Source organism: Dermatophilaceae bacterium Soc4.6 (assembly GCA_039889245.1).
Taxonomy (GTDB): Bacteria; Actinomycetota; Actinomycetes; order Actinomycetales; family Dermatophilaceae; genus Lapillicoccus.
In genome coordinates this window covers 925410-939593 of the sequence record JAZGVH010000002.1, presented here as the reverse complement: position 1 = coordinate 939593, position 14184 = coordinate 925410, and the positions used below count along the sequence as shown (strand labels likewise).

The 14184-nt window shown below is 72.0% G+C and carries 13 protein-coding genes; 5 read left to right on the top strand and 8 right to left on the bottom strand.

Annotated features, from left to right (window positions below; all coding sequences use genetic code 11):
• The first annotated feature begins 41 nt into the window (after positions 1 to 41).
• Positions 42 to 470, top strand: coding sequence for a hypothetical protein (locus tag V3N99_04380; protein MEO3935979.1), 429 nt, complete (start codon positions 42 to 44; stop codon positions 468 to 470).
• 85 nt (positions 471 to 555) lie between these two features.
• A complete protein-coding gene (gene pruA / locus V3N99_04375) occupies positions 556 to 2184 on the top strand; it encodes an L-glutamate gamma-semialdehyde dehydrogenase (GenBank protein ID MEO3935978.1) in 1629 nt (542 codons plus the stop codon).
• Between the two features lie 100 nt (positions 2185 to 2284).
• On the opposite strand, the gene V3N99_04370 is transcribed toward pruA, so the two are convergent.
• From V3N99_04370 to V3N99_04360, 3 genes are all read right to left on the bottom strand, one after another.
• Entirely contained in the window at positions 2285 to 2782 is a 498-nt protein-coding gene (locus V3N99_04370; protein MEO3935977.1) for a DUF2505 domain-containing protein, read from the bottom strand.
• 78 nt (positions 2783 to 2860) lie between these two features.
• The gene (locus V3N99_04365) at positions 2861 to 3376 is read right to left on the bottom strand and encodes a hypothetical protein (GenBank protein ID MEO3935976.1); all 516 of its coding nucleotides are present in this window, start codon (positions 3374 to 3376) and stop codon (positions 2861 to 2863) included.
• Positions 3373 to 3696 carry a hypothetical protein gene (locus V3N99_04360; protein ID MEO3935975.1) on the bottom strand — a complete coding sequence of 108 codons (324 nt, stop codon included), beginning with the start codon at positions 3694 to 3696 and terminating at the stop codon, positions 3373 to 3375. Before V3N99_04360 ends, V3N99_04365 begins: the two co-directional genes overlap by 4 nt.
• 175 nt (positions 3697 to 3871) lie before the next feature.
• Between V3N99_04360 and V3N99_04355 the strand changes: the two genes are divergently transcribed.
• Positions 3872 to 8791: an NAD-glutamate dehydrogenase gene (locus V3N99_04355; GenBank protein MEO3935974.1), complete on the top strand. Its 4920-nt coding sequence runs from the start codon at positions 3872 to 3874 to the stop codon at positions 8789 to 8791.
• A gap of 57 nt (positions 8792 to 8848) precedes the next feature.
• Positions 8849 to 10378: a histidine kinase N-terminal domain-containing protein gene (locus V3N99_04350; GenBank protein MEO3935973.1), complete on the top strand. Its 1530-nt coding sequence runs from the start codon at positions 8849 to 8851 to the stop codon at positions 10376 to 10378.
• A 9-nt stretch (positions 10379 to 10387) separates the two neighbouring features.
• Here V3N99_04350 and V3N99_04345 read toward each other — a convergent pair whose 3' ends face one another.
• Positions 10388 to 10636, bottom strand: a complete 249-nt coding sequence (locus V3N99_04345) for a WhiB family transcriptional regulator (protein MEO3935972.1) — start codon at positions 10634 to 10636, stop codon at positions 10388 to 10390.
• A 507-nt stretch (positions 10637 to 11143) separates the two neighbouring features.
• On the opposite strand from V3N99_04345, the gene V3N99_04340 reads away from it, so the two are divergent.
• The gene (locus V3N99_04340; GenBank protein MEO3935971.1) at positions 11144 to 11548 is read left to right on the top strand and encodes a hypothetical protein; all 405 of its coding nucleotides are present in this window, start codon (positions 11144 to 11146) and stop codon (positions 11546 to 11548) included.
• A gap of 26 nt (positions 11549 to 11574) precedes the next feature.
• On the opposite strand, the gene V3N99_04335 is transcribed toward V3N99_04340, so the two are convergent.
• From V3N99_04335 to V3N99_04320, 4 genes are all read right to left on the bottom strand, one after another.
• Positions 11575 to 12183 (bottom strand): PadR family transcriptional regulator, encoded by a 609-nt coding sequence (locus V3N99_04335; protein MEO3935970.1) that lies wholly within the window; start codon positions 12181 to 12183, stop codon positions 11575 to 11577.
• The gene (locus V3N99_04330) at positions 12180 to 13118 is read right to left on the bottom strand and encodes a DUF4097 family beta strand repeat-containing protein (GenBank protein ID MEO3935969.1); all 939 of its coding nucleotides are present in this window, start codon (positions 13116 to 13118) and stop codon (positions 12180 to 12182) included. The genes V3N99_04335 and V3N99_04330 overlap by 4 nt, the downstream gene beginning before the upstream one ends.
• Before the next feature lie 110 nt (positions 13119 to 13228).
• The gene (locus V3N99_04325) at positions 13229 to 13840 is read right to left on the bottom strand and encodes a GDSL-type esterase/lipase family protein (protein ID MEO3935968.1); all 612 of its coding nucleotides are present in this window, start codon (positions 13838 to 13840) and stop codon (positions 13229 to 13231) included.
• 154 nt (positions 13841 to 13994) lie between these two features.
• Entirely contained in the window at positions 13995 to 14171 is a 177-nt protein-coding gene (locus V3N99_04320; GenBank protein ID MEO3935967.1) for a DUF6104 family protein, read from the bottom strand.
• Positions 14172 to 14184 lie beyond the last annotated feature (13 nt).

The window sequence follows — 14184 nt, the reverse complement described above, 5'->3', positions numbered from 1 at the left end:
GTCCCCCCAGGCCCTACCCCTCCGACTCTCCAAGGAGCCCCGTGCACCAGTGCCGTGTCTATCTCCCGCTCCCCCCCGACGCGATCCAGATGTGGTTGGGCGGCAACGAGATGCGCATCGCTGACGGCTTCGCGGTGACCGAGTGGCTCGAGCGCGCTCACCCGACCGAGGACGAGGAAGGGCTCGAGTACCTCGCGCTGATGGCTGCCCGGGACGCTGCCGTCGTCGCCCGTGACGGCTCGGACCGGCCGCTGGTCATCGCCGCCGCCGACCTCGACTCGCCCGACGTCGACGTCGCCCCGTCGACCTCGGGGATCGCGGCGCACGTGGGCGTGCGGGGCGTCGTCTCGCGCCGGCGGATCGTCGCGCTGCACGTCGAGGAGCCCCCCGCGGGGAGCCTGGCCGAGCCCGACCTGCTCTGGTACGACGTCACCGAGCTCGCCGAGGTCGCACGTCTGGCGGGCGCCTGACCCCCGGGGTCGTGCAAGAGTGGGCGGGCGAGCGCCCGTCGTCCGCCCCTGCCCCCGAGTCTCTACCCCCAGGAGCCCACACCACATGGATGCCGTCACCTCGGTCCCTGTCCCCGCCAACGAGCAGGTGCTCGACTACGCACCCGGCAGTGCCGAGCGTGCGGACCTCGAGCTAGCGCTGGCTGCACTGGGGGGGCAGCAGCGTGAGCTGCCGCACACGATCGGGGGACGACAGGTCGTCGGCTCCGGTTCCGAGATCGACGTGCGGCAGCCGCATGCCCACCGCAAGGTGCTAGGCACCCTGCGCAACGCCACCGTCGGCGACGCGCAGGCGGCCGTGCAGGCGGCCAAGGACGCCGCTCCCGGCTGGCGCGAGCTGTCCTTCGACGACCGGGCGGCGATCTTCCTCAAGGCAGCCGATCTGCTGTCGGGCCCGTGGCGCCAGACCCTCAACGCCGCCACGATGCTGGGCCAGGGCAAGACCTGCTACCAGGCCGAGATCGACGCGGCCTGCGAGCTGATCGACTTCTGGCGGATCAACGTGCACTTCGCCCGCCAGATCCTGGCCGAGCAGCCACCGCTCAATGCGAAGGGCGTGTGGAACCGCACCGACCACCGGCCGCTCGAGGGCTTCGTGCTCGCCATCACCCCCTTCAACTTCACCGCGATCGCCGGCAACCTCCCGACGGCTCCCGCCCTCATGGGCAACACCGTCGTGTGGAAGCCGTCACCGACGCAGGGTCTCGCCGCGCAGCTGACGATGGAGCTGCTCGAGGCGGCCGGGCTGCCCGACGGGGTCATCAACCTCGTCACCGGTGACGGCCTCGACGTCGGCCGGGTCGCCCTCGCCGACCCCGACCTGGCGGGTATCCACTTCACCGGTTCGACACCGACCTTCCACTCGCTGTGGCAGCAGGTGGGGGCCAACATCGCCTCCTACCGCACCTATCCCCGTCTCGTGGGTGAGACCGGCGGCAAGGACTTCGTGCTCGCGCACCCGTCGGCCGACCCCGACGTCCTGCGCACCGCCCTGATCCGCGGGGCGTTCGAGTACCAGGGGCAGAAGTGCTCGGCCGCGTCGCGCGCCTATGTGCCGGCGTCGCTGTGGACGCAGATCAAGGACGACCTCGCCGACCTCACCAACGGGCTCCCGCAGGGCGACGTCACCGACTTCTCCAACTTCCTCGGGGCCGTCATCGACGAGCGGTCGTTCGCCAAGAACGCGGCGGCCATCGACCGGGCGCACGCCACGGCAGGCATCGACGTCGTCGCCGGGGGCACCTACGACGACTCGCAGGGCTGGTTCATCCGGCCCACGGTGCTCCAGATCGCGGATGCGAGCGACGAAGCCTTCCGCACCGAGTACTTCGGTCCCGTGCTGGCCGTCCACGTCTTCCCGGACGACCGCTACGACGCCGTGCTCGACCAGATGGAGGGTTTCGCGCCCTACGGGCTGACCGGGGCGATCATCGCGACCGACCGGGTGGCCATCGCCGACGCCACCCGCCGGCTGCGCTTCGCGGCGGGCAACTTCTACGTCAACGACAAGCCCACCGGCGCCGTCGTCGGCCAGCAGCCCTTCGGCGGTGGGCGCGCCTCGGGCACCAACGACAAGGCCGGCGCGGCTCAGAACCTCCAGCGGTGGACCAGTGCCCGGTCGATCAAGGAGACCTTCGTGCCAGCGACGCAGCACGCCTACCCGCACATGGGCTGAGGGAGGTCCGATGTGCGGCGCCCTACGTCGAAGATCGTCGACGTAGGGCGAAGGTGGCACCCGACGCAGCGTCGAGCTCGCCCCACGTCAGCGCGACCGCTCAGGCGCCGAGCCACTCCATGCCGGTCTGGTGCTCCTTGTCGATGGCGTCGCGGACGGCCGGCTCGGCGGCCTTCTCGATCTTGCCCCCGATGAGCATGACCCTGGCCTTGAGCTCGCCGTCGACGCGGATGACCGAGCCGGTGCCGTGCGGCTTGAGGGTGATCGTGCCGGTCATGCCGACCGGCAGGTTGCCGTCTCCGATGTCGACGGTCAGCGTGCCGTTGCGTGACCCGTCACTCGCCGGGGCCTCCCAGAGGTAGGTCTCGACGACCACGATCTGCGGCCCGATCATCGAGCGCACGAAGTCGGGGAAGTCGTCCGTGGGCATGACGCGCCGCGCGACGATGCGCGTCCTGCCCCCCTCCTGCACCACCGACTCGGAGTGTGACAGCGGGTGCGATGCCTCGCACTTCTTCGCCTGGAAGGCCGGGTCGGCGACCATGACGGCGACGTCCGCGGGGGACGCGGGGTACTCGAAGCTCTCGCTGATCTTCATGGCGGCAACGGTATCCGCACCACGACCGCGGTGATGCCCAGGCTGACCGGTCTCACCGCGTGTCTCCGCTCACCCCGCTCAGCCCAGGGAGCCTCGCACCCCCGCCGCTGTGCGCTCGAGCTCGTCACGCCCACCCTCGAGGCTGCGCCGCAGGCTGCCGCGGGCGCGAGCGACCTGCGAGGCCAGCCGCTCGGAGCGGCGCTGCAGGTCGGGCATCGCCTCGAGCCGGGCGCGGGCGGTGTCGGGTGCGGCAACGCCCCACGGCTCGACGACCCGCAGCCCGTCGAGCTCGAGCCCCGCGGCCCGAGCGGCCCGCTCGATCCGTTGGGCCTCCTGCCCCATCGCGGCGAGCTCCTGGGCGTAGCGCTGAAGAGCCGCCCCGGCGGCATCCAGGCGCACGGCCACGGCCTCGAGGGTGGCGCGGTCGCGCTCGACCAGCAGGGGGTCGAGGTGGTCTCGGCGCCGGCTCCGCCCGCTGCCCCGCTGCTGCTCGACCACCTCGGTGTGCAGCGCGAGCAACGTGGCCGCCCTCGAGCGCAGCTCGGCACCGAGCTGCGAGCAGCCCGACGGGTCGCCGGCGACGGCCGTGCTCACCAGTGCCACCCTCGCGGGGGCAGCTCGACGGAGGGCAGTCGCGCACCCACCGGCCCTGGGTCCGGGCCCCGCTCGGCTGACCCGTCGCCGTCGTCACCCGTGGCGAGCGCCTCGCCCGTCACCTCGGCCAAGGCGCGGAGAGCGTCGACCGACTGCTCCACGAAGGCGTCGACGGCCCGTCCCGTGGTGTGGTCGCCGGTGTCGGGCACGTGCTGCAGCAGGGCATCCGCGGCCTCCAGCGCGGCCCGCCGCACATCGGTCAGGACCTGTGCGGTGCCCGTGGCGGACCCGGGTCGCCCCGAGCCGGGAGAGCTGGTCACGTTGCCAGCCTAGGGGAGATCGGCCTACTGCCCCGAAAGTTCTCCACCGGCCGCCGGCGCCCGTGGCCTCCCCGGCCGAGGGGGGGAGCGCGGCGTCGGCGGGTCGGCGATAGTGTCGTCAGGTTGGCTCCCGACGACGTGGGCCACATTCCCGAGGTGAGGAAGCACGACCGCGATGTCCGCGTCACTGGACCTGTCACGCACCCAGCAGCTGCGCGCTGCGTCAGACCTGGGGGGTCCGTCCGCAAGGGGGAGCAGCGGTGAGGGGCTCTTTCCTGCCGGCTCCCTCGAGGCCTTCATCCAGCGCTACTACCGGCACGTGGCCACCGAGGACCTCCTCGCCCGCGACCCCGGTGACCTGCTGGGCGCCGCGCTGTCGCACCGCGAGCTCGCCTCCGTGCGCCCGCCGGGCACCGTCGACGTCTGCGTCCTCAACCCTGACGCCGCCTCCGACGGCTGGTCGAGCGGGCACACGGTCGTCCAGGTCGTGACCGACGACCGGCCGTTCCTGGTCGACTCGGTGACGGCTGAGCTGACGCGCCGCGGCCGCACGATCCACCTGCTCGTCCACCCCCAGCTGGTGGTCCGCCGCGACGCCGACGGCACGCTGCTCGAGGTGCTCGACAGCGACCCGGTGCCCGTCCCCGAGCCCGGCACGAGCACCGAGTCGTGGATGCACCTCGAGATCGACCGGGTCGGCTCCGACGACGAGCGGGCGGCCATCGCCACATCCCTGCGACAGGTGCTCGCCGACGTGCGCGACGCCGTCGACGACTGGCCGCGCATGTGGGCGCGGTGCGCGCAGATCGCCGGGCAGCTCCGCGCGCAACCACCCGCCGGGGTGCCCACGGAGGAGGCGACCTCGACCGCTCGCTTCCTCGACTGGCTGGCTGACCACCACTTCACCTTCCTGGGCTACCGCGAGTACGTCCTGACGGGTGAGGGGGGCGACGAGACCCTCGAGGTCGTGCCCTCGACGGGTCTCGGCATCCTGCGCGAGGCCGGGCCGGCCTCGCCGACGCCCCGCACGCCGTTGACGCCCGCGGCCCGGGCGAAGGCCCGCGAGCGGCAGCTGCTCATCGTCACCAAGGCGAACTCGCGCGCCACGGTTCACCGCAGCGTCTACCTCGACTACGTCGGCATCAAGACCTTCGACGACCAGGGGGCGGTGACCGGCGAGCGACGCTTCCTCGGACTGCTCGCCTCCAGTGCCTACACCGAGTCGATCCTCGGCATCCCGATCCTCGACGACCGCGTCAACGAGCTGCTCGAGCGGGCCGGCTTCTCGGCCGACAGCCACTCGGGCAAGGACCTGCTCGAGGTGCTCGAGGGCTACCCACGGGACGAGCTGCTCCAGACCCCGACCGACGAGCTGCTCGACACCACCCTCGAGGTGCTGCGGCTGCAGGAGCGACGACGCACCCGCCTGTTCCTGCGACAGGATGTCTATGGCCGGTTCATGTCGTGCCTGGTCTACCTGCCGCGCGACCGCTACAACACCTCGGTCCGGCTCAAGATGGAGGCCATCCTGCGCCGCGCCTTCCACGCGAGCAGCATCGACTTCTCCACCCGCGTCGGCGAGTCCGCCCTGGCGAGGCTGCACTTCGTCGCGCGGGTCGCGCGCGGCGAGAGCGTGCCGAGCGTCGACGTCGCCTCCCTCGAGTCAGCGATCGTCGACGCCACCCGCACCTGGGAGGAGGACCTCGCCGAGGCCGTCCGGGCCGACCTGGGTGAGGAGACCGGCGCCCGTCTCGTCGGGCTCTACGGACGGGCCTTCCCCGAGGCCTACAAGGAGGACTTCCACCCGCGCGTCGCCGTCGCCGACCTTCGCCGGATGGAGAGCCTCGACACCGACGAGGCGGTCGAGCTCAACCTCTACCAGCAGCCCGGGGCCTCGGGCGACGACCGCCGCTTCAAGCTCTACCGCCGCGGGGCGCTGTCCCTGACCCAGGTCCTCCCGCTCTTCACCGACCTCGGGGTCGAGGTCGTCGACGAGCGCCCCTACCAGGTGCACCGCGCCGACGGCGTCATGGTGCACGTCTACGACTTCGGCCTGCGCGCGGCTCGGGCCTCCGACTGGGGCGCGGCCGGTGACCGTGAGGCTCGCCGGACGCTGCTGCAGGACGCCGTGCGCGCCGTGTGGCGGGGTGAGGCCGAGTCCGACGGCTTCAACGCCCTGGTCCTCGAGGCGGGGCTGACCTGGCGGCAGGTCGTCGTCCTGCGCATGGTCGCGAAGTACCTGCGCCAGACGCGCTCGACCTTCTCGCAGGATTACGTGCAGGCCGCGCTGATCTCCAACGCGGCCATCGCGCGCTCGCTCGTCGAGCTCTTCGAGACCCGCTTCGACCCCAGCCGGTATGCCGGGTTGCCCGGTGACGCGCGCCGCGACGCCGAGGAGGCGGTCGCCGCCTCGGTGGTGGCGCGCCTCGACGACGTCGCGAGCCTCGACCACGACCGCATCATCCGGGCCTTGCTCGGGGTGATCCGGGCCGGTCTGCGCACGAGCTTCTACCAGCTCGACGCGCAGGGTCGGCCGGCGGCCTACGTCAGCCTCAAGCTGGACCCCCAGCTCGTGCCCGACCTGCCGGCGCCCCGCCCGAAGTTCGAGATCTGGGTCTACGGCCCCCGGGTCGAGGGCGTCCACCTGCGCTTCGGCAAGGTGGCCCGCGGGGGCTTGCGATGGAGCGACCGCCGCGAGGACTTCCGCACCGAGGTGCTCGGGCTGGTGAAGGCGCAGATGGTCAAGAACGCCGTCATCGTCCCCACCGGCAGCAAGGGCGGGTTCTACGCCAAGGCGCTGCCCGACCCGGGCGTCGACCGCGAGGCCTGGCTCGCCGAGGGCATCGCCGCCTACAAGCTCTTCATCTCGGGGCTGCTCGACCTCACCGACAACCTCGTCTCGGGCGAGGTCGTCCCGCCGGCGTCGGTGGTGCGCCACGACCCCGACGACACCTACCTCGTCGTCGCCGCCGACAAGGGCACGGCGACCTTCTCCGACATCGCCAACCGCCGCTCGCAGGACTACGGCTTCTGGCTGGACGACGCCTTCGCGTCGGGCGGCTCCGAGGGCTACGACCACAAGGTGATGGGCATCACCGCGCGGGGGGCGTGGGAGTCGGTCAAGCGTCACTTCCGTGAGCTCGGGGTCGACACCCAGCGCGAGGACTTCACGGTCGTGGGCATCGGTGACATGAGTGGTGACGTCTTCGGCAACGGCATGCTCCTCTCCGACCACATCCGCCTGGTGGCGGCCTTCGACCACCGGCACGTCTTCCTCGACCCGACCCCGGATGCTGCCTCGTCGGCGGCCGAGCGTCGGCGGCTCTTCGAGCTGCCCCGGTCGTCGTGGGCGGACTACGACACCTCGTTGCTGAGCGCCGGAGGCGGCATCCACCCCCGGGCGGCGAAGTCCGTGCCGGTGACCCCCGAGGTGGTGCAGGCCCTCGGCCTGCCCGTCGGCACCCGCAGCACGACGCCGTCCGAGCTGATCCACGCCATCCTGCAGGCCCCGGTCGACCTGCTGTGGAACGGCGGGATCGGCACCTACGTCAAGGCGACGGCCGAGACCCACGACGAGGTCGGTGACCGTGCGGGCGACGCGATCCGCGTCGACGGGGCCCAGCTGCGGGTGCGGGTCGTGGGTGAGGGCGGCAACCTCGGGCTCACCCAGCTCGGGCGGATCGAGGCCGCCCAGGCCGGGGTGCGCGTCAACACCGACGCGATCGACAACTCGGCCGGTGTCGACACCAGCGACCACGAGGTCAACATCAAGATCCTGCTGACGGGCCTGGTGCGCGAGGGCGACCTCACCCTCAAGCAGCGCAACCTCCTGCTGCACTCGATGACCGACGAGGTCGCGGCGCAGGTGCTGCGCGACAACTACGAGCAGAACGTGCTGCTCGGCAACGCGCGGGCGCAGGAGCACGCCATGCTCTCGGTGCACCAGCGCCTGATCCACTGGCTGGAGGAGCGGGGGGACCTCGACCGCAGCATCGAGTTCCTGCCCAGCGACGCAGAGATCGCGCGACGTCACGAGGCCGGTCTGGGGCTGACCTCACCAGAGTTCGCGGTGCTCGTGGCCTACGCCAAGCTCGCCCTCAAGCACGACCTGCTGCCGACCGGGCTCCCCGACGACCCGTGGTTCCACGCCACGCTCGTCGACTACTTCCCGGCGCCGGTGCGCGAGCAGCTCGCCGACCGCCTCGCCAGCCACCCGCTGCGCCGCGAGATCGTGACGAACGCCGTGGTGAACTCGATGATCAACCGCGGCGGCATCACGTTCGCCTTCCGGGCGGGGGACGAGACGGGAGCCGAGGCCGAGCACATCGCACGGGCGTTCGTCGTCTGTCGCGAGGTCTTCGACCTCACGTCGTGGGTCACGACCGTCGAAGCCCTCGACAACCAGGTCCCCACGGCCGTGCAGACAGCGCTCTACCTCGAGTTCCGTCGTCTGCTCGACCGCGCCAGCAGGTGGTTCCTCACGACCCGGCCGGGCACCATCGACGTCGGGGCCGAGGTCGAGCGCTTCCGCGGTCCGGTCGCGCACTTCGCCCCTCAGATCCACGAGCTGCTCCAGGGCGACGAGCGCGAGCGCCTGAGCGCCCGGGCCGCACAGCTCGAGGCGCTGGGGGCACCAGCCGACCTCGCCCTGCAGGCGGCCGGCCTGCTCGACCTCTTCTCGCTGCTCGACGTCGTCGAGATCGCCCACGACACCGGACGCACGCCGCAGGAGGTCGTGGGGGTCTACTACCACTGCTCCGAGCAGCTGGGCATCGACGGCATGCTCACCCGCGTCTCGCGGCTGCCGCGTGACGACCGGTGGGACGCGCTGGCCCGCGGCGCGATGCGCGACGACCTGTATGCCGTCCTCGACTCCCTCACCCGCGCCGTCCTGGCGGCCAGCGAGCCGGGTGCGGGCGACGACGCGCCCCGGAGGCGTTTCGAGCAGTGGGCGGAGGCCAACCGCGAGGCCCTCACCCGGGCCCGCACGACGCTGACCGGGATCGAGCGGCTCGACAACGCCGGCATCGCGGCCCTGTCGGTGGCGTTGCGCACGCTCCGGTCGGTGCTGCGCAGCGCCGGCCAGCATCAGTGACCCGCGTCGGCACCGCGCCGCCCAGGGCATCACCGACGGGCGACTAGGCTCCGCTACGTGTCCACGCTAGCCGACCTGCTCCACGAGCACTCGACGCTCGAGGTGGCCGACGTCGAGTGGCTCCAGCTGCTGGTCGGCGACTGGCAGCTGCTCTCCGACCTGTCCTTCGCCGACCTCGTGCTGTGGGTGCGCTCGTCGCGTGTGCAGTGGCACGCCGTGGCCCACATCCGGCCCACCACGGGCCAGATGGTCTTCTACGAGGACCAGGTGGGCACCTACGCCAGCAAGGCCCGTGGCGACACGCTCGAGCAGGCCTTCGCCGAGCGACGGATCGTCCGCGAGCGCGACACCGAGTGGCGCGACGACCTGCCGGTGCGCGAGGAGGCGATCCCGGTCGTGCGTCGGGGGAGGTCGGTGGCCGTCATCAGCCGCCACACCAACCTGTCGATGATGCGCACACCGAGCCGTCTCGAGCTGACCTACCTCGCCACCGCCGACGCGCTCTCGCGGATGATCGCCGGCGGCGAGTTCCCTCACTCGTCGGCCCCGACGGGTCTGCGTCGCGGGGCGCCTCGAGTGGGCGACGGGGTCGTGCGGCTCGATGTCGAGGGCGTCGTCTCCTACGCCAGCCCCAACGCGGTCTCGGCCATCCACCGTCTGGGGTACGTCGGCGACGTCATCGGTGAGTCGCTCAGCCGGATCGTCACGTCGGTGCTGCGTGACAGCTCACCGGTCGACGAGGGGCTGCCGCTGGTGATCACGGGGCGACAGCCGTGGCGCACCGAGGTGGTGGGGCGGGGGGCCGTGATCTCGATGCGCGCGATCCCGCTCACCGAGGTGGGGCAGCGGTTCGGGGCTCTCCTGCTGGTCCGCGACGTCAGCGAGCTGCGGCGGCGTGAGCAGGAGCTGCTCACCAAGGACGCCACGATCCGTGAGATCCACCACCGGGTGAAGAACAACCTGCAGTCGGTGGCTGCCCTCCTGCGGCTGCAGGCGCGGCGCATGAGCGACCCCAACAGCAAGGCCGCACTGCACGAGGCCGTCCGTCGCGTCGGCACCATCGCGCTGGTGCACGAGACGCTGAGCCAGGGCTTCGACGAGACCGTCGACTTCGACGACATCGCCGAGCGCTGCTTCCGGGCGGTCGTCGAGGTCGCGGCCTACGACAAGCAGATCAAGCGGGAGCGCACGGGTGAGCCCTGGGGCCGGCTGCGCGCAGAGGACGCGACGTCGTTGGCGATGATCCTCAGCGAGCTGGTGCAGAACGCCATCGAGCACGGTCTGGCCGAGGCGGGCGGCACCGTGTCGATCGACATCGGGCGCGAGAGCCGGGCCGAGGGGGCCGACCTGCTCCGCGTGTGCATCGCCGACGACGGCACCGGGATCCGAGAGGGGGGCCGTCGGCCCGGGTCGGGTCTGGGCACCCAGATCGTGCAGTCCCTCGTGCAGGACCTGCGCGGCCGCATCACCTGGCGGGCGGCCGAGCCGCACGGCACGGTCGTGGAGTTCACGGCCCTCCTGCGGTCCCTGCCCGGCGACGGCTCTGCGTCCACCTCGGCGGGGTCGCGCACGAGCCCGCCTCGCTGACGCCTGCGGTCAGCCAGCCCGGCGGGCGCGGGCGTTGCGGCGCTTGAGGGCGCGGCGCTCGTCCTCGGAGAGGCCGCCCCAGACGCCGGCATCCTGGCCGGACTCGAGGGCCCACTTCAGGCAGGTGTCGACGACGTCACACCGACGGCACACGACTTTGGCCTCCTCGATCTGGAGGATCGCCGGCCCGGTGTTCCCGATCGGGAAGAAGAGCTCGGGGTCCTCGTCGAGGCAGGCAGCGCGGTCGCGCCAGTCCATGGTGATCGTGCTCCTCGTCGTGCGGGGGAGAGGGTTCGCGGTCGACGACGTCGATCGGACAGGCGTCGGGAGCCCACGCGTGCGGCCCTGGTGGGGGGTATTCGGTCGGGTGTATGTCGCTGCGCTCATAGGTATGTCGTCAAGGTTTCGTGTCGGTCGCAGGCCGCTGTCATCGAGATGACCTGCTGTTATCGGGGGGAGTTTGCGGGCACCAGCGCGCCTCGGCAGGCCGTCGGACACGCCAGCGCGACGTCGTCGTCGATCCTCTGCGTCGGCCTCTCAAGGCCAACGACAAGCTAGCGGCCTGTGTTCCGGGCCAGCGCCAATACTCTCCTGTTCACCTCCCTGACACAAGTGTTTCGAGATCGACACACGGTCCGGCGTCCCAGGGGGTGACATCGATGGAGCCTTATGTAACATAAGTCTTGTATGTGCCATACACGCGACTCGTGGCGTTCGTCGGCGGCCTCGCCGTGGCCCCGGACTCCTGCTGCGTAGGCTGGTGGGGTGACTCCCGCTCGCGTGGCCGTATGCCTCATCACGGGGCTGCAATCCGTGGCGGTGGCCGCAGTGGCCGCCTACTACCTGGTCGAGCTGAGCCGGGGGCAGGGGTTCGACGGGGCCGGGATCGTCTCCTCGATCGTGCTCTTCGCGATCGTCGCGGTGGCGCTGGCTGCCCTGGCCCTCGGGTGGTGGCGCCGGGCCAGCTGGCCACGGACGGCGACGGTCGTCTGGAACCTCGTGCTCGCCCCGGTCGCCGTCGCGCTCGTGCAGGGAGGGCAGACGGTGCTCGGTGTCGGGCTCGGTCTGGTCGTCGTCGCGGCGGTCGCCAGCGCGCTGGCCGTCCCGGGCCGACCGGTCGCAGCCGCCGACGAGGGCCCGGCGGGCCGAGAGGGTGACGCCATCCTCTGAGCTGGGTGGGCCCGGGCCGGGCGCCCTCAGCGGCCCCGGCTCACCACCTCGCGGATGCTTGCCGAGGCCTCGGTGAGGATCGCGACGACCTCGCCGACCTGCTCCGCGGTGAGGCCTCGCGTCCCCCACCCCCCTCTGGCCTGGGCGCGCAGGTCGGCGATGGCCCGCTCGAGGTCCGGCCACCCGCCCGCACCGGAGTGACCCGAACCACCCGAGCCACCCGAGCCACCCGCGGGTCGGGCACTGGAGCGCGCCGCCTGCGCGGCGGCCTTGAGCTCGGCCCGCAGGTCGGCCGTCTGGCCCTGCACCCTCTCGCGGACCTCCTGCGCGAGGTCGCGCGCACTGCGCTCGAGGTCGCCGTGCAGGTCGGCGAGGTCACTGCGCCGCGCCGCCACCTCGGCCCGTCCGGCGTCGGTGATGCGGTAGGTCGCCTTGCGGCCCTCGTCCGTGCGGGCCACGAGGCCCTCCTGCTCCAGCTTGGCCAGACGGGGGTACACCGTGCCGGCACTGGGGGTGTAGAGCCCGTGGAAGCGCTGCTCGAGGTCCTGGATGACCTCGTAGCCGTGTCGGGGCCCCTGCTCCAGCAGGTCCAGCAGGTAGAGCCGCAGCTGACCGTGCGCGAAGACCGGGCTCATGCCCCACCACCCCAGCCCTCGGGCTGGTCCTGGGGCTGTTCCTGGGGCTGGTCCTGGGGCTGGTCCTGGGCTGCGGCCCGCAGGACGACGATGCTGCCCGACGCCGCGCTGGCCTTGACCCGCAGGGCCCCGTCACCGGACCGCAGTCGTCCCCCCCGGCCGCGGCCGTGGTCGCCACCGGTCGTGACCGTCGTGCCGTCGACCACCACCTGCCCCCAGGCGGTGTTGCCCTCGACGTCGTAGCCCTCCAGGGGTGCACGGACCGTCACGTCGCCCGAGACGCTGTTCGAGGTGAGGTGGCAGCGCCCGGACGTCAGGTCCAGGGCGATGTCGCCGCTCACGGTGTTGAGCCGGGCGGTCGGCAGCGCCCCCCGGCTCACCGTCACCGCCCCCGAGACCGCGTTGACCTTCAGCGGGCCGCTCACGTCAGTGCACTCGACGTCACCGGTGACCGTGTTGACGTCCAGGTCGCCCTGGAGGTCGCTGAGGGTCAGCATCCCCGAGACCGTGTTGACCCGCACCCGCCCCCGCAGGCCCGAGAGGAGGGCGGTTGCGCTCACGGTGCTCACGCTCGTCTGCGTGGTGGGCGGCACCGAGATGCTCAGCACGGCGGTGGTGGTGCTGAACCCCTCGACGGTGCGGCGGATCATCTCCAGCACGTTCCTGTCGCCGTCCTTGCCGTGGGTCACCGACAGGGTCGACCCGTCCCAGTGCACGTGGACGGGCAGTCCGGTCACCGACGTCACCTCCACCCGGGCCGTGGGGGAGTCGTCGTGGGTGACGACGTCGACCCGGCCACCGACCACAGCCACCCGCAGGGAGGCCACGTGGTCACCCACAGCCCCGATGTCGAGCACCCGTGGCCCGTCGAGCCGCCAGTCCTGCACGGGGGTCCCCCGCGAGCGCGTGGTCGACCCTGCGCTGCCGTGGCTCATGGCTGTCCTCCCGTCCGCGTCGACGCTGCCGAACGCGATATGTCGTGTGTTGAATTCACGTTATATCGCGTTGTCCGTCGTGGCAAGGGCCCCGGCCAGGCGGGGTCACGTCAGGAGGAGGGGACCTGCAGCCAGTCGTACCAGCCGTTGTGCAGCACCAGCCACGCGATGAGCCCGTAGCCGGCCTGGCCCGGGTGCACACCGTCGGGGGAGGCCGCCAGGTCGGACACCCACTGCTCGTGGGTCACCAGGGGGCGGAAGCAGTCGACGTAGGTGATGCCGCGACGGGCGCAGACGTCGGCCTGCACCTCGGCCAGCGTGGCGACCCGCGCGTTGCGCTCGGCGTCGCGGCCGGGGGCCAGCCCCACGACGAAGGTCGCGATGCCGTGCGAGCTCGCTTCGTCGAGGATGTTGGCGAGGTTGAGCCGCGATCGCGACACCGTGACGTCGCCCTCGATGTCGTTGGCGCCGACCGACAGCACCAGCCGTCGCTCGGTGCGGGACTCCCAGCGCGGCTCGCACTCACGGCGCCACCGCTGCACGACCCCGGCCGAGGTGTCACCGCGCACCCCCAGGTTATAGGCCGTGAGGTCGAGGTCGGCGTGCTGCGAGCGGCTCACGACACGACCGACCCAGCCCAGACCCTTCGGGTCGCCGTACCCGGCCACCATCGAGGCGCCGACGAAGCACATCCCCACGTCACGGCGCCCCTCGGCGACCACGAGCTGGGCGCTGGCGTGGAACGCCGGAGCCTGCTGGTCGGAAGGGCCGGGGACAGGGACCGCAGACCTGTCGGCCGCCGGTCCGCTCGGGGTGTTCACGCGGGGTCCTTCCGGACGGTGGGTGTTGGGGGGGCGGTGCGGTGGGAGGCGCGGGTCACTCGTCGTCGTCGTCGAGACGGGCGAGCCAGGTGGCGAGGCGCTCGACGGGCGTCTCGAACTCGGGGTGCAGGTCGACGAACGAGCGCAGCTGCTCGGCCAGCCAGTCGATGCTCACCTGCTCCTCGCCACGACGGCTCGACAGCTCCTCGATTCCCCGGTCGGTGAAGTACACGAGAGCGAGGTTA